Origin of the sequence: Nonomuraea sp. NPDC052265 (assembly GCF_044547985.1) — a bacterium.
In the GTDB taxonomy this organism is placed as follows: domain Bacteria; phylum Actinomycetota; class Actinomycetes; order Streptosporangiales; family Streptosporangiaceae; genus Nonomuraea.
In genome coordinates, this window is sequence record NZ_JBIUBJ010000002.1 from 211,563 (window position 1) to 233,741 (window position 22,179).

At 73.2% G+C, this 22,179-nt stretch carries 19 protein-coding genes and 1 pseudogene; 9 read left to right on the plus strand and 11 right to left on the minus strand.

The features are described from left to right. The first annotated feature begins 149 nt into the window (after window positions 1–149). Together ACIHAD_RS06010 and ACIHAD_RS06015 are read left to right on the plus strand one after the other, a co-directional pair. Window positions 150–356: a hypothetical protein gene (locus tag ACIHAD_RS06010; protein WP_397353235.1), complete on the plus strand. Its 207-nt coding sequence runs from the start codon at window positions 150–152 to the stop codon at window positions 354–356. A 15-nt stretch (window positions 357–371) separates the two neighbouring features. After that, complete coding sequence (locus ACIHAD_RS06015; RefSeq protein ID WP_397353236.1) at window positions 372–542, plus strand: hypothetical protein; 171 nt, start codon at window positions 372–374, stop codon at window positions 540–542. A 96-nt stretch (window positions 543–638) separates the two neighbouring features. On the opposite strand, the pseudogene ACIHAD_RS06020 reads toward ACIHAD_RS06015, so the two are convergent. Beyond that, window positions 639–683 (minus strand): annotated as a pseudogene (locus ACIHAD_RS06020) (hypothetical protein); the annotation flags it as partial. Between the two features lie 110 nt (window positions 684–793). Then, window positions 794–3,295 carry a DNA topoisomerase (ATP-hydrolyzing) subunit A gene (locus ACIHAD_RS06025; RefSeq protein WP_397353237.1) on the minus strand — a complete coding sequence of 834 codons (2,502 nt, stop codon included), beginning with the start codon at window positions 3,293–3,295 and terminating at the stop codon, window positions 794–796. Window positions 3,296–3,417: 122 nt separating this feature from the next. On the opposite strand from ACIHAD_RS06025, the gene ACIHAD_RS06030 reads away from it, so the two are divergent. Beyond that, window positions 3,418–4,254 (plus strand): TauD/TfdA dioxygenase family protein, encoded by an 837-nt coding sequence (locus ACIHAD_RS06030; protein WP_397353238.1) that lies wholly within the window; start codon window positions 3,418–3,420, stop codon window positions 4,252–4,254. On the opposite strand, the gene ACIHAD_RS06035 is transcribed toward ACIHAD_RS06030, so the two are convergent. Further along, window positions 4,173–4,880: a hypothetical protein gene (locus ACIHAD_RS06035; RefSeq protein ID WP_397353239.1), complete on the minus strand. Its 708-nt coding sequence runs from the start codon at window positions 4,878–4,880 to the stop codon at window positions 4,173–4,175. The two genes, ACIHAD_RS06030 and ACIHAD_RS06035, sit on opposite strands and share 82 nt — an antisense overlap. A gap of 187 nt (window positions 4,881–5,067) precedes the next feature. Here ACIHAD_RS06035 and ACIHAD_RS06040 point away from each other — a divergent pair, with 187 nt between their 5' ends. Beyond that, window positions 5,068–7,155, plus strand: coding sequence for a RecQ family ATP-dependent DNA helicase (locus tag ACIHAD_RS06040; RefSeq protein WP_397353240.1), 2,088 nt, complete (start codon window positions 5,068–5,070; stop codon window positions 7,153–7,155). Window positions 7,156–7,239: 84 nt separating this feature from the next. On the opposite strand, the gene ACIHAD_RS06045 is transcribed toward ACIHAD_RS06040, so the two are convergent. Continuing rightward, entirely contained in the window at window positions 7,240–8,133 is an 894-nt protein-coding gene (locus ACIHAD_RS06045) for a sugar kinase (RefSeq protein ID WP_357698532.1), read from the minus strand. Window positions 8,134–8,300: 167 nt separating this feature from the next. On the opposite strand from ACIHAD_RS06045, the gene ACIHAD_RS06050 reads away from it, so the two are divergent. The 4 genes from ACIHAD_RS06050 (at window position 8,301) to ACIHAD_RS06065 (ending at window position 13,661) form a co-directional block, all read left to right on the plus strand. Beyond that, the gene (locus tag ACIHAD_RS06050; RefSeq protein ID WP_397353241.1) at window positions 8,301–10,970 is read left to right on the plus strand and encodes a GNAT family N-acetyltransferase; all 2,670 of its coding nucleotides are present in this window, start codon (window positions 8,301–8,303) and stop codon (window positions 10,968–10,970) included. Window positions 10,971–11,066: 96 nt separating this feature from the next. Continuing rightward, window positions 11,067–11,657 (plus strand): DUF5998 family protein, encoded by a 591-nt coding sequence (locus tag ACIHAD_RS06055; protein ID WP_352323634.1) that lies wholly within the window; start codon window positions 11,067–11,069, stop codon window positions 11,655–11,657. An 82-nt stretch (window positions 11,658–11,739) separates the two neighbouring features. Continuing rightward, window positions 11,740–12,852, plus strand: coding sequence for an alkaline phosphatase family protein (locus tag ACIHAD_RS06060; protein ID WP_397353242.1), 1,113 nt, complete (start codon window positions 11,740–11,742; stop codon window positions 12,850–12,852). After that, the gene (locus ACIHAD_RS06065) at window positions 12,849–13,661 is read left to right on the plus strand and encodes a sulfurtransferase (RefSeq protein ID WP_397353243.1); all 813 of its coding nucleotides are present in this window, start codon (window positions 12,849–12,851) and stop codon (window positions 13,659–13,661) included. Before ACIHAD_RS06060 ends, ACIHAD_RS06065 begins: the two co-directional genes overlap by 4 nt. 7 nt (window positions 13,662–13,668) lie before the next feature. Here ACIHAD_RS06065 and ACIHAD_RS06070 read toward each other — a convergent pair whose 3' ends face one another. The 4 genes from ACIHAD_RS06070 to ACIHAD_RS06085 form a co-directional block, all read right to left on the minus strand. Next, the gene (locus tag ACIHAD_RS06070) at window positions 13,669–16,221 is read right to left on the minus strand and encodes a CHAT domain-containing protein (RefSeq protein WP_397353244.1); all 2,553 of its coding nucleotides are present in this window, start codon (window positions 16,219–16,221) and stop codon (window positions 13,669–13,671) included. A 66-nt stretch (window positions 16,222–16,287) separates the two neighbouring features. Further along, a complete protein-coding gene (locus tag ACIHAD_RS06075; protein WP_397353245.1) occupies window positions 16,288–16,749 on the minus strand; it encodes a hypothetical protein in 462 nt (153 codons plus the stop codon). After that, the gene (locus ACIHAD_RS06080; protein ID WP_397353246.1) at window positions 16,746–17,306 is read right to left on the minus strand and encodes an RNA polymerase sigma factor; all 561 of its coding nucleotides are present in this window, start codon (window positions 17,304–17,306) and stop codon (window positions 16,746–16,748) included. Before ACIHAD_RS06080 ends, ACIHAD_RS06075 begins: the two co-directional genes overlap by 4 nt. A 72-nt stretch (window positions 17,307–17,378) precedes the next feature. Beyond that, the gene (locus tag ACIHAD_RS06085; protein ID WP_397353247.1) at window positions 17,379–18,392 is read right to left on the minus strand and encodes a S8 family peptidase; all 1,014 of its coding nucleotides are present in this window, start codon (window positions 18,390–18,392) and stop codon (window positions 17,379–17,381) included. 176 nt (window positions 18,393–18,568) lie between these two features. Here ACIHAD_RS06085 and ACIHAD_RS06090 point away from each other — a divergent pair, with 176 nt between their 5' ends. Continuing rightward, window positions 18,569–19,063, plus strand: a complete 495-nt coding sequence (locus tag ACIHAD_RS06090; RefSeq protein WP_352323642.1) for a DUF3145 domain-containing protein — start codon at window positions 18,569–18,571, stop codon at window positions 19,061–19,063. A 170-nt stretch (window positions 19,064–19,233) separates the two neighbouring features. Here ACIHAD_RS06090 and ACIHAD_RS06095 read toward each other — a convergent pair whose 3' ends face one another. The 3 genes from ACIHAD_RS06095 to ACIHAD_RS06105 are packed head-to-tail and all read right to left on the minus strand — an operon-like array spanning window position 19,234 to window position 22,166. Beyond that, the gene (locus tag ACIHAD_RS06095) at window positions 19,234–20,658 is read right to left on the minus strand and encodes an acyl-CoA carboxylase subunit beta (protein ID WP_397353248.1); all 1,425 of its coding nucleotides are present in this window, start codon (window positions 20,656–20,658) and stop codon (window positions 19,234–19,236) included. Continuing rightward, complete coding sequence (fabF, locus tag ACIHAD_RS06100; protein WP_397353249.1) at window positions 20,658–21,890, minus strand: beta-ketoacyl-ACP synthase II; 1,233 nt, start codon at window positions 21,888–21,890, stop codon at window positions 20,658–20,660. Before fabF ends, ACIHAD_RS06095 begins: the two co-directional genes overlap by 1 nt. A gap of 36 nt (window positions 21,891–21,926) precedes the next feature. Further along, window positions 21,927–22,166, minus strand: a complete 240-nt coding sequence (locus ACIHAD_RS06105) for an acyl carrier protein (protein WP_397353250.1) — start codon at window positions 22,164–22,166, stop codon at window positions 21,927–21,929. Window positions 22,167–22,179 lie beyond the last annotated feature (13 nt).

A 22,179-nucleotide genomic window follows, 5' to 3' on the forward strand; every position in this document is an offset into this window, starting at 1 on the left:
GCCTGGCCTGCCAGTCGCTGACCACGAAACCCTTGAGGCCCAGCCGGCCCTTGAGCACGTCGGTGATCAGCTCCTTGTGCGCGTGCATCTTCAGCGGGCCGTCGCCGAAGTCCACGCTTTGGAGCGCGCGGGCCTGGAAGGCGTCGATCATGTCGGCCCAGGCTGCCGGGGTGTTGACGGCGGGGGTCGAGCCGCCGCCCGACAGCAGCGAGCCGAGCACGTACGTGGCGATGTCGCCCTGCCTGGCCGGCGCGCCGCGTTCGGCCTGCGTCATCTGGCCGACCTTCTCCGCAAGCGTCATCCGGGCCAGCAGGTCGGCCACGCGTCGCCGGACCGGCCGGCGCGCGTCCAGGTAGGGCGGGCCGTGCGCGTTGATCACGATGACCGGCTGCTCGGCCGGGGGGCTGGTGCCGGCGCCCGAGAGGGTGAGGGGGACGGTCTCGGCGACCTCGTTCTCGCCGTCGGCGAGCGTCCGGACGGTGAACGTGTTGGACGCGCCCGAGGCCGTGCCCGCCGCGGCGGCCGGCAGGCGCATCGAGTAGCCCCACATGGCGGCCAGGTCGAGCTCGCCGTCCGTGGGGGGCGCCGCCCGGCTGGTGGTCGGCGCGGCGGACGAAGCCGGCGAAGGGCGTCCTGATCTGCCGCCGGCCCGCGGTGTCGTCGGTGAAGGAGGACTCGAACAGCTCGGACGCGCCCGGCCCGGCGCCGCCGTCCTTTTCATATCAGCCTGACTGGAAACCGCTCTCGCGTACGTCCGGCGGAGGGGGCCGGGCCCGCCCCCGCCGGACGGCGGTCACTCCTCCTCGGTCGCCGGCGGTCGCGGCGCGTCGGCCTCGGGGCCCGCGGCCAGGGCGCCGCCGACGGCGCCGATGGTGTGGGTCAGCCGCACGCCCGAGCCGTCGCGGCGGCCGATCTCCTCCGGCAGCGGCACCGGCTTGCCCACCGCCGACACCGCCTTGGCGGGCGCGGGGCCCGCCCAGGCGAGCAGCAGCTCGTCCTCGCCCTTCAGGAAGCGCTGGGCCCGCACGCCGCCCGTGGCCCGCCCCTTCACTGGGAACTCGGCGTAGTCGGAGACCTTGCCGCCGCCGACCTGCGTGCCCGGCAGCGCCGTCGAGGACCCGGCCACGGTGACCACCTGCGACGGACGCGAGGGGTCGACCACGCCGAACCAGATGACCCGGGCGCCGCCGTCGAGCCGGATGCCGGCCATGCCACCGGCCGGACGCCCCTGGGGACGCACGAGCGAGGCCGGGTAGCGCAGGAGCTGGGCGTCGGAGGAGATGAAGACCAGATCGTGCTCCTCGGAGTCGAGCTCGGCGGCGCCCACCACGGTGTCGCCGTCCTTGAGGGTGATCACTTCGAAGTCGTCGCGGTTGGCCGGGTAGTCGGGCACCACCCGCTTGACCACGCCCTGGGCCGTGCCGATCGCGAGCCCGGGGCTGTCGGGATCGAGCGAGCCCAGGCCCACGACCTTCTCGTCCGGCTGCAGCGAGACGAATTCGGAGACCGGATGGCCACCCGACAGCGTCGGCGGGTTGGCCGAGGGCGGCAGCGTCGGGAGATCGACCACCTGGACCCGGATCAACCGCCCGAGCGAGGTCACCACGCCCACCTCGCCGCGTACGGACGTGCGCGCCACCGACACCAGCACGTCGTGCGCCGAACGATCGCCCTCACCCGCCAGCGGAGCGGCGTCGGAGGTGCGGGCCAGCAGCCCGGTCGAGGACAGCAGCGCCCAGCACGGGTCGTCGGCCACCTGCAGCGACGCCACCGGCGTGCGGGCCACGCCCGGCGCCTCCAGCAGCACGGTACGGCGCGGCGTGGCGTACTTCTTGGACACCTCGGCCAGTTCGCCCGAGACCACCTGCCGCAGCTTCGACTCCGAGGACAGGATCTCGGTGAGCGCCGCGATCTCCTGGCTCAGCGTCTCCTTCTCGCTGTCGAGCTCCAGCTTGTCGAACCTGGTCAGCCGGCGCAGCGGCGTGTCGAGGATGTAGGCGGCCTGGATCTCGGTCAGGTCGAAGACCTCCATCAGCCGGCCGCGGGCCTGCGCCGAGTCGTCGGAGGAACGGATGACCTGGATGACCTCGTCGATGTTGAGCAGCGCGATGATCAGGCCGTCGACCAGGTGCAGGCGCTCCTCGCGCTTGCGCCGGCGGAACTCGGACCTGCGCCGCACGACCTCCAGCCGGTGGTCGACGTAGACCTGCAGCAGCTCGCGCAGGCCGAGCGTGCGTGGCTCGCCGTCGACCAGGGCGACGTTGTTGATGCCGAAGGTCTCCTCCATCGGCGTGAGCCGGTAGAGCTCCTCAAGGACGGCCTCGGGGATGAAGCCGTTCTTGATCTCGATGACCAGGCGCAGGCCCTTGTGCCGGTCGGTGAGGTCCTTCAGGTCGGCGATGCCCTGGAGTTTCTTGCTGGTCACCAGCTCCTTGATCTTGGTGACCACACGCTCGGGGCCGACGTTGTAGGGCAGCTCGGTGACGATGATGCCCTTGCGCCGCGGCGTGATCTGCTCGACCGCGCACCTGGCCCGCATGCGGAACGTGCCGCGGCCGGTCTCGTAGGCGTCGCGGACGCCCTGCAGCCCGATGATCGAGCCGCCGGTCGGCAGGTCGGGGCCGGGCACGAACTTCATCAGCTCGTCGAGCGTGGCGTCGGGCTTCTTGATCAGGTGACGGGCGGCGGCCACGACCTCGGCGAGGTTGTGCGGCGCCATGTTGGTCGCCATGCCGACCGCGATGCCGGTGGTGCCGTTGACCAGCAGGTTGGGGAACGCCGACGGCATGACCGTGGGCTCGGTCTCCTGGCCGTCGTAGTTGGGCTTGAAGTTGACGGTGTCCTCGTCGAGCGACTCCACCATGAGCATCGCCGCCGGGGCCAGCCTGGCCTCGGTGTACCGCATGGCGGCCGGCAGGTCGTCGGGGGAGCCGAAGTTGCCGTGGCCGTCGACCAGCGGCAGGCGCATGGAGAACGGCTGCGCCAGGCGCACCAGGGCGTCGTAGATGGCGCTGTCGCCGTGGGGGTGGAGCTTGCCCATGACGTCGCCGACGACGCGCGAGGACTTGACGTGGCCGCGGTCGGGACGCAGGCCCATCTCGCTCATGGAGTAGAGGATGCGCCGCTGCACCGGCTTGAGGCCGTCGCGAGCGTCGGGCAGAGCGCGCTGGTAGATCACCGAGTACGCGTACTCGAGATAGCTCTTGCGCATCTCCGAGGAGACGTCGATGTCGACGATCCGCTCCTCGAAGTCCTCGGGCGGGGGTGCAGTCGTACGTCGGGCCATGTCGAACATTGTGCCGAAGAGACTCGGGTGCCCGCGACTCGTCGGCGCGCCACCTGGCCTTGACCAAGCAATTGCTTGGGTCTTACCGTCGGAGACGAGGACCCCGTCACCCCGCCTCCGGAGGCTTCGCCATGATCGAGTTCCATCCCGTGACCAAGCACATCGGCGCCGAGGTCACCGGGGTCGATCTGCGCAAACCCCTCTCCCCGGAAGACGTCGCGACCCTGCGCGAGGGGTGGCTGAGGCATCTGGTGCTCTTCTTCCGCGACCAGCACATCGACGACGAGCAGCACCTCCAGTTCGCCCTGAACTTCGGCACGATCAACCATCCGGCGTTCAAGAAGGACTCCGGAAGCCCGATCCACGTCCTGGACCAGACCTCCCCGAAGGGGGAGGGCGGCGACGAATGGCACAGCGACAACACCTTCGAGCCCACGCCGCCGATGGGCTCGCTGCTGCGCTGCATGCAACTGCCGAGCGTGGGCGGCGACACCTGCTGGGCCAACACGTACCTGGCCTACGAGACGCTGTCACCGTCGATCCAGCGGCTGTGCGACGAACTGACGGCCGTGCACGACATCACGATGTCGATGAAGAAGGCGATCTCCAAGGGGCACCCGTTCGACCTGGCCGAGATCCAGGCCAAATGGCCGCCGGTGGAGCGGCCGGTCGTCCGCGTGCACGCCGAGACCGGCCGCAAGGCCCTGTTCGTCAACCGCGCCTCCACCACCCGCCTGGTGGGGCTGAGCGACCGGGAGAACGAGGCCCTGCTGCCGATGCTCATCGACCACATCCGCTCGCCCGAGTACCAGTGCAGGCTGAACTGGCGCCCCGGCACGCTCGCCTTCTGGGACAACCGCCCCACCCAGCACTACGCGGTCGCCGACTACACCGAACGCCGCCGCATGCACCGCGTCACGATCAACGCGTTCCCCGAGCACGCGGACGAGCGGCGCCTCACAGCTTGAGGTTCGCCCAGCCCGACAGGACGAAGAACAGGGACAGCAGGGCCTCCACGGCCGTAGACGATGTTGCGTCCCGTCGGGCCGAACAGCACGTACGCCACGGCGGCCGGCGTGCACCCGACCACGAGGACCACGGCGACCACGTCGACCACGCCCAGGACGATCGCCAGCGCCAGGCGCACCAGGAACCGCAGGAAGCCCAGACCGAACCAGCCCGACATCGTGGAGTCGTCGTAGGACCACCTGGACAGCGCCATGGGGGAGTAGAAGGAGGTGTCCCAGTACTCCTGCCAGCGGTCCCCGATGCCCTTGGAGCGTTCCTTGACGGTGGCCTCGGCGTTCTTGAACTCGATGGTCCGCACGGTGCCGTTCGTCACGTCGATGAGGACCTGCCGGCGAACGACCTGGATCACGGCCGTCCCGTTGACCACGGCCGTGAACTCGCCGGAACCACTGTCGATCTTGTAGATGTGGTCGAATCCCGCGACGTTCGGGTTGTCCGGGCTCTTGCGCGCGTCGCGGACGACGACGGAGAAGGCGTCGTCGTCCGCCTCGGGGAGGTTGTACTCGGCGCTTCTCCGGCGGCGCGTCGCCGCCGGTGTCACCGGGGTGCAGGCAAGCCCCGTCATCAGCCCTCCTGGGGGCGAAAGCCGCTTGACGACTGCTCAACGTTCCTCCCGACCCCCTGGTTCCGAAAGGGCCCGCCCGCCTCCCCGCCCGGGAGGCGGGCGTGTTCCGCGTTCCTTTTCGCCCCCTTCCGAGATGCAGGGCCGTGGTGGGCGTGTTCCGTCGGTGGGAGCTGGTAGTAAGGGGGGCATGATTGAAGCCCCCGATGCGGCGATGCTGCGCGAAGAGGCCGAGGAGCGGCTGCGGGCCCTGGCCGGCGACCACGCCCGGCTGCGAGACGACCAGTGGTCCGCCATCGAGGCGCTCGTGCTCGACCGGCGCAGGGTCCTCGTCGTGCAGCGCACCGGCTGGGGCAAGTCCGCCGTCTACTTCGTGGCCACCGCCCTGCTGCGCGAGCTCGGCGAGGGCCCCACGGTCATCGTCTCGCCGCTGCTCGCCCTCATGCGCAACCAGATCGCCGCCGCCGAACGCGCCGGGATCAGGGCCGTCACGATCAACTCCGCCAACCCCGAGGCGTGGGAGGAGATCTATGGCCAGGTCGCCGAGGGCATGGTCGACGTGCTGCTGGTCAGCCCCGAGCGGCTCAACAACCCCGACTTCCGCGACAACGTGCTGCCCGAGCTGGCCGAGAGCGCCGGCCTGGTCGTCGTCGACGAGGCCCACTGCATCTCCGACTGGGGCCACGACTTCCGGCCCGACTACCGCCGGCTCGCCACGCTGTTCGACGACCTGCCGCCCGGCATCCCCGTGCTGGCCACCACCGCCACGGCCAACTCCCGCGTCACCCGCGACGTCGCCGAGCAGATGGGCGAGGGCACGTTCGTCCTGCGCGGCCCGCTGGAGCGCGAGAGCCTGCACCTGAGCGTCGTCCGGCTGCCCTCGGCCGAGCAGCGCCTGGCCTGGCTGGCCCAGACCCTGCGCGAGCTGCCGGGCTCCGGCATCGTCTACACCCTCACCGTCGCAGCCGCCCACGAGATCGCCGGCTACCTGCGCGAGCAGGGCCACGAGGTGGCCGCCTACTCCGGTCAGACCGACCCGGCCGAGCGGCTGGCCGCCGAGGAGGCGCTGCTCAACAACAAGATCAAGGCGCTGGTCGCCACGAGCGCGCTCGGCATGGGGTTCGACAAGCCCGACCTGGGGTTCGTCGTGCACGTCGGCGCGCCGCAGTCGCCCGTCGCCTACTACCAGCAGGTCGGCCGGGCCGGGCGCGGCGTCGAGCGCGCCGAGGTCATCCTGCTGCCCGGTGCCGAAGACCGCGAGATCTGGGCGTACTTCACCTCCCTGGCCTTCCCGCCCGAGCCCGTCGTGCGCGCCACGCTCCAGGCGCTCGAACAGGGCGGCGTGATGTCCACCCCGGCCCTGGAGACCGCGGTCGACCTGAGCCGCAGCCGCCTGGAGATGATGCTCAAGGTCCTCGACGTCGACGGCGCCGTACGCCGGGTCAAGGGCGGCTGGGAGTCGACCGGCGAGCCCTGGGCGTACGACACCGAGCGCTATGCCCGCATCGCCGCCGAGCGCAAGGCCGAGCAGGACGCGATGCTGCGCTACCTGACCATCGAGGAGTGCCGCGAGCAATACCTGCGCAGGCACCTCGACGACGACACCGCCACGCCCTGCGGCCGCTGCGACAACTGCACCGGCCGCCACCGCTCACCGGAGATCGCCGCTCAGGCCGTCGAGACCGCCCGCGAACGCCTGAGCAGGCCCGGCGTCGAGATCGAGGCGCGCAAGCAGTGGCCGACCGGCCTCGCCGACCTGTCCGGCAGGATCAAGCCCGAACTCGGCGCCGAGCCGGGCCGGGCGCTCGGCCGGCTGACCGACATCGGCTGGGGCAACCGGCTGCGCGAGCTGCTCGCCGGAGCCGACGGGCCGATGGCCGACGACATGTTCAAGGCCGTGGTCCAGGTGCTGTCGGCGTGGAGCTGGCAGGAGCGGCCGGTGGCCGTGGTCAACGTGCCGTCGGCGACGCGCCCGCAGCTCGTACGCGGCTTCGCCGAACGGCTGGCGCAGGTGGGCCGGCTGACGTATCTGGGTGAGCTGGGGTATCGGGCGGGGTCGCCCGGTCAGCAGTTCAACAGCGCCAAGCGCGTCCAGGCGATCAGGGGCACCCTGGCGATGCCCAAGGAGCTCGGCGCCGCGATCGCCGAGTGCGGCGGCCCGGTGCTGCTGGTGGACGACCGCGTTGACACGGGCTGGACGATGACCCTGGCGGCGGCGCTGATCCGGCACGCGGGCGCACCCGCCGTACTGCCCCTCGCCCTGGCCACCACGTCATGACCACCCCCGGCCGGAAAGCCCCATGACTCGGCTTCCGTTCTGACGGTCGTCGCAACACCCCAGCTTGGGGAGTGCCGTGGACTGTCAGAACGGGGGGCGGGCGCCCAGGTGCATGATCGCCTTGGCCGCGAGCCGGCACCCGGCGGCCAGCGACTCGGCCGGCGGCTTGCCGGCCAGCCACGGCGGCAGGAACCCGGCCGAGAACGCGTCACCCGCGCCCGTGCCGTCGACGATCTTGTCGACCGGCTCGGCGGCCACCCGGACCGGGTCGGGACGGCCGTTGCTGAACCACAGCGCGCCCTCGGCGTTCATCTTGATGATGACCTGCGGGAACCACGCGGTCAGCACCTTGGCGGCGGCCTCGGCCTCGTCGCGGCCGGTCAGCACCTTGGCCTGGTCGATGTTGGCGAACAGCAGCTTCGCGCCGTTGGTCCACTCCAGGAAGGGCTCGGCGCCCGTACGCTCCAGCGGCGCCGACGAGGCGCAGTCGACCGAGATCGACATGCCCGAGCGCCGCGCCATGTCGAGCGCCGCGAGACCGGCGTCGCGCGAGCCCTCGTTGATCAGCGTGTAGCCCGACAGGTGCAGGTGGGCGCCCGAGGTGAACAGGTCGCGCGGCAGGTCCTCCGGTGACAGGGCGGCGTTGGCGCCCGGGTCGGAGAGCATCGTGCGCTCGCCCTTGTGCGTGACGAGCACCACGCATGTGCCGGTGGGCCGCTCGGGGTCCATGACGAGCCGGGCGTCGACGCCGTAGCCCATCAGCTCCATGTCGCGGTTGCGGCCGGTGATGTCGGCGCCCCGGCGGCCGATGAAGGCCACCTCCGCGCCCTCGACGGCGAGCCACGAGGCGATGTTGGCGCCGGAGCCGCCGCCGTGCATCGTCACGATCGCGGGCGTGTCACTGGCCCTCGCGAGCGCGTAACGGGCGCGCGCGACCGCGTCGGTCATGAGATCGCCCACCACGACGACCCGCGTCATGATGCCACCACCTTGCTGCCTTCAGAACGACCCTGGCCACGGCAAAACTAACAGCTTCCGGGCTGTTCGTGGGGCTGACCACGGACACCGGGCAGCAGTCGATGCACAAGCGTTGCCCAAGAGGCCCACCGGTCTTGGCATGTGGGATGCGGGTTTACGCTCGTGGCGTGGAGGCACAGTATCCGGCTCACTGGGAGGCCGACGTCGTTCTGGCCGACGGGGGCACCGCGCACGTACGCCCCATCAGGCCCGCCGACGCCGACCGTCTCCGTGCTTTCTACTCCCGTCTGTCGGCCGAGTCGATCTATTTCCGGTTCTTCGGTCCCCGGCCCCGGCTGTCCGACCGCGACGTCGAGCGCTTCACCAACGTCGACTACGACAACCGCGTGGCCCTCATCGCCACCATCGGCGCCGAGATGGTCGCCGTGATCCGCTACGACCGCACCGAGCCGGGCGAGGCCGAGGTCGCCTTCCTGGTCGAGGACGCCCACCAGGGCAGGGGAGTGGCCTCCGTCCTGCTGGAGCACCTGGCGGCCACGGCCCGCGAGCGCGGCATCGAGCGGTTCGTCGCCGACGTGCTGCCCGCCAACATGAAGATGATGGGCGTCCTGCGGCAGGCCGGTTACACCGCGCAGAGCCGGTTCGCCGACGGCGTCGTCCGCATGACCCTCGACCTGACCCCGACCGAGACCTCGGCGGAGGTGACGGCCTCGCGCGAGCACCGGGCCGAGTCCCGGTCGATCGCGCGCCTGCTGGCCCCCGGCTCGGTCGCGGTCATCGGCGCCTCGCGCGAGCCGGGGGGCGTCGGCCAGACCGTCCTGCGCAACCTGCTGGCCGCCGACTTCACCGGGCCCGTCTACCCCGTCCACCGCCAGGTGCGGGCCGTCGCGGGCGTGCGGGCCTACCCGAGCGTGACCGCGATCGACGGCGAGGTCGACCTGGCCGTCGTGGCCGTGCCCGCGGAGGGCGTGCTCGACGTGGTCAAGGAGTGCGCCGAGAAGGGCGTCCACGGGCTGGTCGTGGTCTCCTCCGGATTCGGCGAGACCGGCGCGTCCGGCCGCGCCAGGCAGGACGAGCTGGCCCGCATCGCCCGCTCCTACGGCCTGCGCGTGGTCGGCCCCAACTGCCTCGGCATCGCCAACACCGCCCCGGCCGTCAAGCTCAACGCCACGCTGGCCGCCACCGTGCCGGGCCGCGGCCGGGTGGGCTTCTTCAGCCAGTCGGGCGCGCTCGGCACCGCGCTGCTCCAGCGGGTGGCCCAGCGCGGCATGGGCATCTCCTCGTTCGTCTCGGCGGGCAACCGCGCCGACGTCTCCGGCAACGACCTCCTCCAGTACTGGGAGGAGGACGACGCGACCGAGGTCATCCTGCTCTACCTGGAGTCGCTGGGAAATCCGCGCAAGTTCACCCGCCTGGCCAGGCGCATCGCGCGCAGCAAGCCGATCGTGGTGGTCAAGAGCGGCGGCACCCCGGCCGGTCACTCGGCCGAGGAGCTCGGGCTGCCCGACTCCGCGATCAGCTCCCTGTTCGCCCAGGCGGGCCTGATCAGGGTCGACGACCTCATCCAGCTCTTCGACGTGGGCCAGCTCCTGGCCTACCAGCCGCTGCCCGCCGGGCCCAGGGTCGCGCTGGTGACCAACTCCGACGCCCTCGGCCTGCTGGCCGCCGACGCCTGCCTGGCGGCCGGCCTCGAACCGCGCCCGCCGGTCAACCTGGGCGCGGCGGCCGGGCCGGCCGAGTTCGGCGCGGCGCTCGCCGGCGAGCTGGCCGCCGAGGAGGTCGACGCCGCCGTCGTGATCTACATGCCGCCGATCCCGGGCGAGTCGGACGAGGTGGCCGCCGAGCTGCTGCGCGTCTCGCAGGGGTCCGCCAAGCCGGTGCTGGCCACGTTCCGCGGGCATCTCGGCATGCATGCGTCGTTGCGCGTGCCGGGCGACTCCGGCGGCGCGCCCGCGCGCGGCTCCATCCCGTCGTACGCGGCGCCGGAGGAGGCGGTCAGGGCCCTGGCCCACGTGGTGCGTTACGCCACCTGGCGGGCGCATCCGGCAGTGCCGCCGCCCGAGCTCGACGGCCTCGACACCGCCCGCGCCCGCGAGCTGGTCCTGGCCGCGCTGTCCGGCGCCCCGGCCCCGGCGGGGGAGGAGCCGGGCGGGTTCGCCGAGCCCGGTCCTCCGGTCGAGATCGACGCCACCGAGCTGCTGTCGTGCTACGGGCTGACCGTCTGGCCCGCCGAGGTCGCCCGCTCGCCGGAAGAGGCCGTGGCCGCCGCCGAACGGCTCGGCTGGCCCGTGGTGCTCAAGGTGGCCGACCCGGGGGCCTCGCGCCGCGCCGGGACCGTACGCCTGGGGCTGACCGGTCCCGAGATGGTGCGTCACGCCTACGCCGAGTTCGCCGACCAGCTCGGCGAGCGGGTCGAGCTGGCCGTGCAGCGCATGGCGCCGCAGCCGGCCGTGCCCACCGTCGTGGGGGTCGTCGAGGACCGCGCGTTCGGGCCGGTGGTCTCGTTCGGGCTCGGCGAGGTGACCGCCCGCCTCCTGCTCGACCAGGGCTTCCGCCTGGCCCCGCTGACCGGCGAGGACGCCGCCGCCCTGGTGCGTTCCGTCCGCGCGGCCCCGCTGCTCTTCGGCCAGTACGGCTACCCGCCCGTCGCCGTCCCCGCCCTGGAGGAGCTGCTGGTACGCGTGGGCCGCCTGGCCAACGACCTGCCGGAGGTGGCCCGGCTCGACCTCGACCAGGTGCTGGTGGGGGAGTCGGAGGTGCTGGTCCTGGGCGCCCGCGCCACCCTGCGCACCCCGGCGGGGCCACGCCTGGACGGCGGCCCGAGGCGGCTCTCCTGACCGCGTCCACCATGTCGTTCATGTCTAGACAAAGACGTTCATAGAGCGTTATGTCTAGCGGGTGAGTGCACTGCGCGGCCCTGGCAGGATGGAGGCATGAGGGAAACCCGAGTCTCAGCCGCGGGCCTGCGTGAAGCGATCGAACGCAGCGGCTACTACCCCGACCTCGTCACCGATGCGGTCGAATCCGCGCTGGGCAAGGAGGCCGTGACCGCGTTCGTGGTCCACCACGAGGCCACCTTCGATCCCGCGATGGAGGTGCGCAGGCACGTCACCGTCCTGGTGCTGTCGACGACGAGGCTGCTGGTCTGCCACACCGACGAACACCCGGCGGTGGAGGGCGTCTCGGCCTCCCACGCGTCCACGACGACCGAGGCGGTCCGGCTGAGCCGCGTCCAGTCGGTGGCCGTGACCCGCGTGGTGCCCGACCCGGCCTCCTACGTGCCGGGCGTCCCGCCCACGGAGGTCACCCTGACGATCGGCTGGGGCGCGATCTCCCACGTCGACCTGGAGCCGGCCACCTGCGGCGACGAGAACTGCGACGCCGACCACGGCTACACCGGCGCCATCACGGCCGACGACCTGTCGCTGCGGGTCAGCGAGGCGGCCGACGGTCCCGAGGCGGTCACCCACGTGCTGGCCTTCGCCAAGGCCCTCTCCGAGGCCACCGCCAGGGCCGCCGCCTGACCACCCCCGGCCACCGCAAGGGCCGCCGCCGGGCCACCGTCGTGGCCGCCCTCTGATCACCGCCGGCCACTAGGATGTGGGGATGCTGCCGGACTACGGCGCCGGGTCGCTGGCGGACCTCCCCGGTTCGCTGCTGGCCGCCCTCGGCCTGACCGAGCCCAACCCGCTGGCCCTCGACCCCGCGGCGCGCGTCTGCCTGCTCCTGGTCGACGGCCTGGGGGCCGAGCTGCTCCGCGCCCACCCCGAGACCGCCCCCTTCCTGTCCGCCCTGCCCGCCCGCACCCTCACCGCCGGTTTCCCCGCCACCACCGTCACCAGCCTGTGCTCGCTCGGCACCGGCCTGACCCCCGGCGAGCACGGCATGGTCGGCCTGACGCTGGCCGTCCCCGGCACCGGTCAGCTTTTCAACTGCCTGCGCTGGACCCTGCCCGGCGGCCTGACGATGGACCCCGACGAGTGGCAGCCGGCCCCCACCGTCTACCAGCGCGCCGCCGCCCAGGGTGTCGACGCCGTCTACGTCGCCCCGGCCGAGTTCGAGGGCTCCGGCCTGACCAGGGCCGTCTACCGCGGCGTGCGCCACGTGGCCGCCGACGGCGTCGACGCCACCGTCGCCCGCGTCGCCGAGGCCCTGCGCGCCGCGCCCCGCGCCCACGTCACCGCCTACTACGGCAAGCTCGACGCCGTCGGCCACATGGCCGGATGGGGTGGCGAGGAGTGGCTGAGCGAGCTGGCGATCGTCGACGACCTGGCCCGGCGGCTGGCCGAGGCCCTGCCGCCCGGCTCGGCCCTCTACGTCACCGCCGACCACGGTATGGTCAACGCCACCGAGAAGATCGACGCCGAGAGCGTGCCCGCGCTGACCGAGGGGGTGGCGCTGCTCGGCGGCGAGGCCCGGGCCAGGCACGTCTACGCCCGGCCCGGAGCCGCCGGCCACGTCCTGGAGGCGTGGCGCGCGACCCTCGGCGACCGCGCCTGGGTAGTGTCCAGGCAGGAGGCGGTCGAGTCCGGCTGGTTCGGGCCCCGGGTGCGCGAGGCGTGGCTGGGCCGCATCGGCGACGTCGTGGCCGTGCCCCGTGCCGGCCTGGCCGTCATCGCCCCCATCCGTCATCCGATCGAGGCGCTGTTCACCGGCTACCATGGCTCGCTGACCGCCGCCGAGCTCAACGTCCCGCTGCTGGAGGTATCCACCCGATGAGTGCGCTGATCACGCCCGCCGAGCTCGCCGCGCTGCCCGACGTGTCCGTGCTCGACGTGCGCTGGCGGCTGGGCGGCCCGCCCGGGGTGGAGCTCTACCGCGAGGGGCACCTCGCGGGCGCCGTCTTCTGCGACGTCGACGCCGACCTCGCCGCGCCCCCCGGCGCCGCCGGCCGCCACCCGCTGCCCGGCGCCGAGGAGTTCCAGCGGGCCATGCGGGCGCTCGGCGTGTCCGACGGGCGTCCGGTCGTGGTCTACGACGACGCCGGCTCCACGATCGCCGCCCGCGCCTGGTGGGCACTGCGCTACTTCGGCCACGAGTCCGTACGCGTGCTCGACGGCGGCCTGGCCGCCTGGGCCGAGGCCGGCCTGCCGGTCACGAAGGACGAGCCCGAGGTCACGCCGGGCGACTTCACCGCCAGGCCCGGCGGCATGCCGACGCTGACCGCCGACGAGGCCGCCGCGGTGGCCGCCGAGGGCGTGCTGCTCGACGCCCGCGCCGCCGAACGCTACCGGGGCGAGGTCGAGCCCATCGATCCGGTGGCCGGTCACGTGCCCGGAGCGTTGAGCGCGCCCACGACCGGCAACGTGGGCCCCGGCGGGAAATTCCTCGCCCCGGCTGTCCTGCGCGACCGCTTCACCGCGCTGGGCGTGCGTGAGGGCGTCCCGGTCGGCGCCTACTGCGGTTCGGGCGTCACCGCCGCCCACGAGGTGCTGGCCCTGGAGCTGGCCGGCCTGCCCGCCGCCCTCTACGTCGGCTCCTGGTCCAACTGGGTCGCCGACCCCACCCGCCCGGTGGCCACCGGCTGAGGCGGGGTCAGCCGGCCGGGTGCAGGGGCCGGTCGCCCGCCCCGAAGCAGACGAACCCCAGCAGACCGGTCTTGGCCGACGCGCAGGCCAGGGCCGCGTCCGGCGCCTGCCCGGAGGCGAGCAGCTCGTGGAAGGCGCCCATCATGGCCATCGCCGCCTCGTCCCCGATGGGCACCATCCCCGCCACCACGCACGAGCTCCCGCGCGCCAGGAACGTGCCCGGCAGGCCCAGCGGCGCCCCCTCCGCCGGCGTGCGGGCCATGCCCGAGTTGCACGCCGACAGCACGACCAGCTCCGGCGCGCGGTTCAGGCCCAGCAGGTCGTAGGCCATGAGCTGCCCGTCGCCGAGGGTGATGCCCGAAAGCAGCGGGCTGCGGGCGTGGAAGGCGCCGTGCGCGGCCAGATGGAGGACGTCGGCCTCGCCGAGCGCCGCCAGCACGTCGTCCCTGCGGCCGGGCACCTCCCGCCCGCCCGGATGGCAGGCCAGCACGCGGGCCACCTCCTCCTCCGCGTGGGCCAGCGCCGGCCCGGCCGCCGCCAGCACCACCGGGGCGTCCTCCCGTACGCGGGCCCGCCGCCGCGCGCCCGCCCAGGCCGCCGCGCTCGCCGCCACGCTCACGGGACGCTCGCGCAGGCCCGGCAGCGCGCCCCACGGCAGGGTGTGCAGCGGCCCCACGGGCACCACCACCAGCGGCCGGTCGCCCAGCTCGGACACCAGCGGCCCCAGCAGCAGCCGCTCCAGCTCCGCGCCCGCGTCGGTCAGCTCCGTGAGCGCCTGCGCGGGAGCGGCCACGTCGAGCCCCGCACCCCACTGACGCAGGGCGTGGCGCAGCCGCATGATCGCCTCACGCGCCTGCCGTACGCCGCCCAGCCGCCGCAGGAGCAGCCGGTCGCCGGTGATCAGCACCGCCAGCAGCGTCTCCTCGTCGGCCACGAACTCCACCAGCGCCGCACCGTCGAGCGCCGCCCGCACCTGGTCGACCTCCGCCAGGCCGCACGCGTGCTCCGGCGCCGCGACCGCGCGCCACCGTTCGGCCCACTCGAACACCTCGTCCGCGCATCCGTCGCGGACCGCCAGCCCCAGCCCGAAGGCGGCCAGCCGCTCCCCGGACCGGGCCGCGTGGGCCCGCAGCGCCGGATCCTCGAACGTCTCCACCTGCCCGCTCACCTCGGCCAGCCCGTCGCGGACCGCCCGCAGCGCCCCCGTGACGTCCTCCCGCAGCGCCGCCTCCAGGGCCAGGGCGTGCTGGCGTACGGTTGCCGGGACCTGCGCGAGCTGCGTGGGCTGCGGCTCGGGGGCCAGCGAGGTCAGGCGGGTGCCGGCGGGCATCCAGCGCTCGGCGCGCTCGGCGTGCCGGGTGAGCCTGCGCAGCTGGGCCGAGGCGACCGGATGGTCGTCGACGGCGAGCGCCGCCTCGGCCGCGGCCAGCCGCAGCGCCGCGGCGGCGGCCACGTGCGAGGAGACGTCCTCCAGCTCGTCGGCGCACTTGATCATGCCTGTGACCAGCGCGGACGTGACCGGCCCGAGCGCCAGCCGGGCCCGCAGGACGACCTCGTTGGCCAGCGGCAGCCACGACAGCCGCTCCTGCTCGGCCAGCTCGCACGCCGCCTGCTCGGCCACCTGCCGCGCGCGGTGGGGGTCGCCGGTGAGCAGCTCGACCTGCGCCAGCTTCAGCCGCGCCTCGGCCAGCGCCACCTGCGCGCCGGAGGACTCCAGATCGGGGACGGCCAGGCTCAGCATGGCCCTGGCCTCGCCGGGCAGGTGAGCCGCCAGCAGCGCGCCGGCGAAGTCGGCCCGCATCGTGGCCAGCCGCTCGGGGAAGCCGAACAAGGTGTCCTCGGCCTCCCGGTAGTGCTCGAACGCGCCCGCGATGTCCCCCCGCCGCACCGCGAGGAACGGCAGGTTGGCGGCCGACAGCCGGGCCAGGTGGCGCAGGCCGGCGTGCCGGGCGAGCTGCAGGCAGGCCTCGATGTCGCGCATGGCGGCCTCCCAGTCGCCCCGGTAGGCGTGGATGAGACCCCGGTTGAGCAGGCCGCCGGCCAGGAAACGCCGGTCGTCGACCGTGCCCGGCGCGCCCACGAGGGCTCGCAGCGACCGGTCGCAGGCCGCGATGGCCTCCTGGTGGCGGCCCAGGTGGGCCAGCGCGACCGCGCGCTGCGTGTCGAGCTTGGCCCGGTCGAGCGGGGACAGGTAGGCCCACGCCAGGGCGGCCACGCGCAGCGCCTGGAGCGGATGCCCGCGCTCGGTGCGTACGGTGACCAGCGACAGCCGCGCCTGGGCCCGGCGCTCGGCCGGGGCGCCCGGGGTGGCGATGGCCTGCCGCAGGCAGTGTTCGGCGCTGAGGAGGTCGCCCAACTCGCGGGCGGCCAGCGCCATGGCACGCAGCGCGATCGCCTCGGCCGCCGGCGCTTGGGCGCGGCGGGCGGCGGCGAGCACGGTGCGGCCGGCGTAGAGGGCCTGTTCGGGATCGACGTGCGCGCGCAGCACGGCGGCCTCGGCCGCCTCGACGAGCGGACCGTGGTCGGCTGCTGATCCTGGTGGGGGTGAAGTGACGCTCATGGGGGGCTGACCGGCGGGGAGGAGGGGGCGGGGGTGTTCGGCGCGGACGGGTCCTGGACGGGCGCGTCACGGCCGGATGCGCACCCACCTGGTCTGGACGGGCGCATGACCGGGACGGTGACACACGACGCTCAGCCACCCCGGCGGCAGCCCGGTGGCCGCGAACCGGCCGTTCCGGGCGACCTGCCGGGTGAGCGTCAGGTGGGGGGTGCGCACGTCGATGACGGCGTCCTCCCCGGGATCGGGGAAGATCTGCCCGGCGACGTCGATCAGCCCGTCGCCCACGGTCACCTCCAGGTCGAAGGTGAGACCGTCGGTGACGAACCGCACCAGATGGGACCCGTCGTCGCGGTCGGCGGCGCCGGACCGCGCCGCGCGGCCCCCGGCGTGGTCGGCCGGGTCGGCGGTCACCGCCTGAGGAACACGCAGCCCGTAGATGTCACGCGCGGCGGCCGACACGTGCCCGGGCATCGGATCCATCCCGGCGGCGAGCCGCAGGGCCGCCAGGAAGTACTCGTCGTTGATCATTGCGCTGTCTCCTGTAGTGAGAGCAGAGTGCGCAGTTTCTCCAGGCAGCGGGCCCTGGTCGGCCCCACGCTGCCCACGGGCAACCCGAGCCGCATCGCCATCTGCTGGTTTCCGAGATCGGTCGCGACCAGCTGCAGCAGTGTGCGGCAGGGCTCTTGCAGGGCGGAGACCGACTTCCACAGCAGACGCCTGCCGTCGGCCTCCAGCACGGCGGACGCGGGATCGGGCTCCTCGACGGCCCCGAAGGTGGGCCTTCCCTCCGGATCGCTGACCAGCAGCCCCGACGACTCCTTCCGCAGCAGGAGGAGCGCCTCACGGCGGGTGGTCGTCATCAGCCAGCCGCCCACCCGCGAGGGGTCGCGGATGTCGTGCATGTGCTGGAGCAGCCGCAGCCAGGCGCCCTGGACCGCGTCGGCGGCGTCGGCCTCGCCCAGCCCGCACGAGCGGGCCAGCGCCCACATGCGCGGACCGAACCGGGACTCCAGCTCGTCCCAGGCGGATCGGTCGCCGTCGGCCGCGTCGCGGAGCAGCTCCGCCGGATCGCGCAAGTCGCTCATGCGGCCTCCTTTCGTCCCGCACGGGGAGGTCATCCTGTCTCCTCGTGATTGGCTGAGGACTGAGCGTAAACTCTACAGACTCGTGGGTACGACAACTCCCAGATCGGGAATTTGCCGGGACTGCCGGGGGTCGAGCAGTCGTTCGACGGCTTCCTTGGCCGGTTCGCGCCGGGCGGCCTCGGCCACGGCCCCCGACACCAGGGCGGCGGCGAACGACGTGCCGCTCCAGGCGGCGTAGCCGGCGAACTCGCCCGTGTTCAGGAAACTGCTGGTCAGCCAGTCGCCGCGGGCGCAGGCGTCGACCCAGGTGCCGTATCCGGAGAAGGGCGCGCGGCGCTCCTGCGCGGCGTCGAGGGCCGCCACGCCCACCGCGCACGGCAGGGCGGCGGGCCAGAACGGCCGGTCGGAGGCGGTGTTGCCGGCGCAGGCCACCGTCACCGTGTCCTTCAGGGCGCCGATGGCGTCGGCCAGCAGGGGCGGCGGCCGGTCGTCGAAGGAGTGGCAGCCGAAGGAGAGGTTGAGCACCTGGGGCGGGTCCTCGCGCATGCGGTGGAGGGTGCGCACCACGGTCGCCTCGTCGCCCAGGCCGTCGCCGTCGAGCACCCGGCGGACCCGCAACCTGGCCCCCGGCGCCTGGCGGGCCAGCAGGCCGGCGACGAACGTGCCGTGCCCGGCCTGCGCGCCCTGGGCCGCGTCGGCGCCCTCCGGCCCGAGCCTGGCGTACCATTCGCTGCCCGACCACCACGGGTGCTTGGCCACGCCGGTGTCGAGCACGGCCACGACCACGTCGGAACGCGACCTGCCCGGCCGGTACGAGACCGGCGGCACGGGGAAGGGCCGGGAGGCCGGGCCGCCGAAGAACAGCGGCTGACCGGTGAGCACGTGGTTGGGCGAGGCCCGGAAGCCCCGGTCGCGCAGCTCGGCGGTGATCTCGCACGGGTCCACCCCGGCCGACAGGTGCAGGACGGTGACTCCGTCGGCCTCGGAGACCGCCTGCGTCCAACGAGCGGCGGCCGACACCGCGCCCCGGTCGACCAGCACCTGACCTGGCCGGATGTACGCCTCGCCGACAGATTGCATGTCCATGAGCCGGTATGTTTCCCCGCCCGCCACAACTGTCACGTGACACGCCCGCACCAACTTGGTATGGCCCCCCTCTGGTGTCCGATGGCGACCGACGGTAGTCTCTCCCTAGTCACTTGTGATCATCCCGGGGCGAGGCCGTTGGGGAAGGCGCACCTCGTACCGAAACGGGAGGTCCGGTGTCTGCTCGTGGCGTGCTTTACGTCCACTCGGCTCAGCCCGCGCTGTGCCCTCACATCGAATGGGCAGTCGCGGGTGTCCTTGGCGTGCCCGTTGATCTGACGTGGACACCGCAACCAGCCGCGCCGAACGTCGTGCGCGCGCAGGCGGAGTGGGAGGGCCGCGCCGGCATCGCGGCGGCCATCGCCTCTTCGCTCATGGGCTGGCAGCGCCTGAGATTTGAGATCACCGAGGATCCGTCGCCCGGCGTCGACGGTTCCAGACACGCCTACACGCCCACGCTCGGCGCCTTCACGGCGGTCATCGGCGCGGCCGGGGACATCATGATCCCCGAAGACCGCCTGCGTGCCGCCATGATGATGGCCGCCCAGGGCCGGTGCGTGCTGGAGGACGAGCTCGACAAGCTGCTCGGCCGGCCGTGGGACGAAGAGCTGGAGCCCTTCCGGTACGCCGGCGACGGCGCTCCCGTCCGCTGGCTGCACGCCGCCGTCTGACCCGCCCCACCTCCCGCTGAGCGCCCGCCGGGGGCGGCCCGCATCGGCCCGTCGTCGCACAGGCCGTCGCGCGTCTCGTCGCACGGCCTGTTCACGGCCTGTCGTACGACTCCGCACGCAGCCGAAAGGCCCCGCACCGGGTATCGGTGCGGGGCCTTTCGCGGACGGATCTACAGCGGGATGTTGCCGTGGGCGCCCCGGGCCGGGGTGGCCTGGGCGAGCACCCTGGCGATGGCGCCGCGCGTCTCGGCCGGCTTGATCACCTCGTCGATGACGCCCAGCTCCCGGGCCCGCGCCAGGCCGCCGGCGAGCTTCTCGTGCTCCTCGGCGAGCCGCTGCTCCAGCGCCGGCCGCTCGTCCTCGGGCACCGCCGCGAGCTGGCGCCGCTTGAGCACGCGCACCGCCGCCACGGCCCCCATGACCGCCACCTCGGTGGTCGGCCAGGCGAACACCCTGGTGGCGCCCAGCGCCCGCGAGTTCATCGCGATGTACGCCCCGCCGTACGCCTTGCGCGTGACCAGGGTGACCCGGGGCACCGACGCCTCGGCGAAGGCGTGCAGCAGCTTGGCGCCGCGCCGGACGACGCCGTCGTGCTCCTGGCCGACGCCCGGCAGGTAACCGGGTACGTCCACGAGGACAACCAATGGCACCCCGAAAGCGTCACACATACGTACGAAGCGGGCGGCTTTCTCGGCGGACGTGGCGTCGAGGCAGCCGGCCAGCCGCAACGGGTTGTTGGCGACGACGCCGACCGTCCGGCCGCCGAGACGGCCCAGAGACGTGACGACGTTGGGCGCCCATTTGGCGTGCAGCTCGACGCCGGCCTCGTCGAGCAGGCCGTTGACCAGCGGCTTGACGTCGTAGGCCCGGCGTGCCGACTCGGGCAGCAGGCAGGAGAAGTCGACCTCCTCCACCTCGCCGGGGCGCACCCGGCCCTGGTGGCCGAGCAGCGTGGCGAGCTGGCGCGCCTTGAGGTAGGCGTCGGCCTCGGTCTTGGTGACGACGTGCACCACGCCGCTGCGCCTGCTGTGCGGCTCGGGGCCGCCCAGCGCCTCGCTGTCGACGTTCTCGCCGGTGACGCTGCGCACGACGTCGGGGCCGGTCACGAAGATGCGGCCGCTGTCGGCCAGGATCACCAGGTCGGTGAGCGCGGGGCCGTAGGCGGCGCCGCCGGCGGCCGGGCCGACGACCACCGAGATCTGCGGCACGACGCCCGACGCCTTGGTCATGGCCGCGAACACCCGGCCGACGGCGTGCAACGACTCGACGCCTTCGGCGAGCCGGGCGCCGCCGGAGTGCCAGATGCCGATGACCGGCACCCGCTCGCGGACGGCCACGTCGTAGGCGTGCACGATGTGCTCGCAGCCCTCGCTGCCCATCGCGCCGCCCTGGAAGCGGGCGTCGCTGCAGAAGGCGGCGACGGGCACGCCCTCGATCCGGCCCATGGCGGCCAGGACGCCGCTGTTGTCCTCGGGGGTGATGAGCCGCAGCGAGCCCTCGTCGAGCAGCGCTGTCAGACGGACGACTGGATCACGGGGGTCGGCGGGCTCCTGCTCGGAGTCTCCACCCACCACCCGGCTGTCCAGTACGGTCATCAAGCCCCCTTGAAGACGACGGTGACGTTGTGCCCGCCGAACCCGAAGGAGTTGTTGACCGCGGCGATGTCGCCCTGCGGCAGCGGACGGTTCGCGCCGTGGACGATGTCGACCTCGATGCCGTCGTCGAGGTTGTCGAGGTTGATGGTGGCCGGGACGATCCGCTCCTGCAGCGCCTTGACGGTGAAGACGGACTCGATGCCGCCGGCGCCGCCGAGCAGGTGACCGGTCATGGACTTGGTCGAGGTGACCAGCGGGTGGGTGCCGATGGCCTTGGCCACGGCCTGCACCTCGCCGACGTCGCCCGCCGGGGTGGACGTGGAGTGCGCGTTGACGTGCTTGACGTCGAAGCCGGTGATCTCGGCGTCGGTCAGTGCCTGCGTCATCGCCATGATGATGCCGCGGCCCTCGGGCTCGGGCTGGGTGATGTGGTGGGCGTCGGCCGAGTAGCCGACGCCGGCGGCGTAGGCGTAGATGCGCGCGCCGCGCGCCTTGGCGTGCTCCTCGGACTCCAGCACCACGATGCCGGCGCCCTCGCCGAGCACGAACCCGTCACGGTCGCGGTCCCACGGCCGGGAGGCGCCCTGCGGGTCGTCGTTGCGGGTGGACATCGCCCGCGCGGCGGCGAAGGCGGCGATGTTGAGGCCGTGGATGGCGGCCTCGGTGCCGCCGGCGACCACCACGTCGGCGCGGCCGAGCCGGATCATGTCCATGGCGTAGCCGATCGCCTCGGCGCCGGAGGCGCAGGCGGAGACGGTGGCGTGCACGCCCGCCTGGGCGCCCAGGTCGATACCGATCCAGGCGGCCGGGCCGTTGGGCATGAGCATCGGCACGGTGAAGGGCGACAGCCGGTTCCAGCCGCGCTCCTTCCACGTGTCGTAGGCGGTCAGGGTGGTGGTGATGCCGCCGATGCCGCTGGAGACCACGACGCCCAGCCGCTCGGGGGCCACCTCGGGGGCGCCGGCGTCCTGCCAGGCCTCCCGGGCGGCGACCAGGGCGAACTGCTCGCTGCGGTCGAGACGGCGAGCCTCGGGGCGGGGCAGCACCTCGGTGGGGTCGACCGCCGCCGTCCCCGCGAAACGCACGGGGACGGAGTCGATCCACTCCGTGGTGAGGGTCTCCACACCCGACTGACCGGCGAGGAGCGCCGTCCAGGTCGAGGTGACGTCTCCACCGACGGGCGTCGTCGCGCCAAGCCCGGTGACGACGACACGTACCCGGTTCGCACTCACGTTTTCGCGCTCCTTACTGGTCAGAACTGTTTGTCGTCAGGCCTGGATGAAGTTGAGGACGTCCTTGACCGTCTTCAGGTTCTTCAGCTGGTCGTCGGGGATCTCGACGCCGAACTCGTCCTGAGCGGCCACGGCGATCTCGACCATGGACAGGGAGTCGATGTCGAGGTCGTCGACGAAGCTCTTCTCCGGGGTCACCTCGCCGGCCGGAATGCCGGTGATCTCGTTGATGATCTTGCCGAGGCCCGCGAGGATGTCCTGGTCGGTGGCAGCCATGTTGCTACTTCTC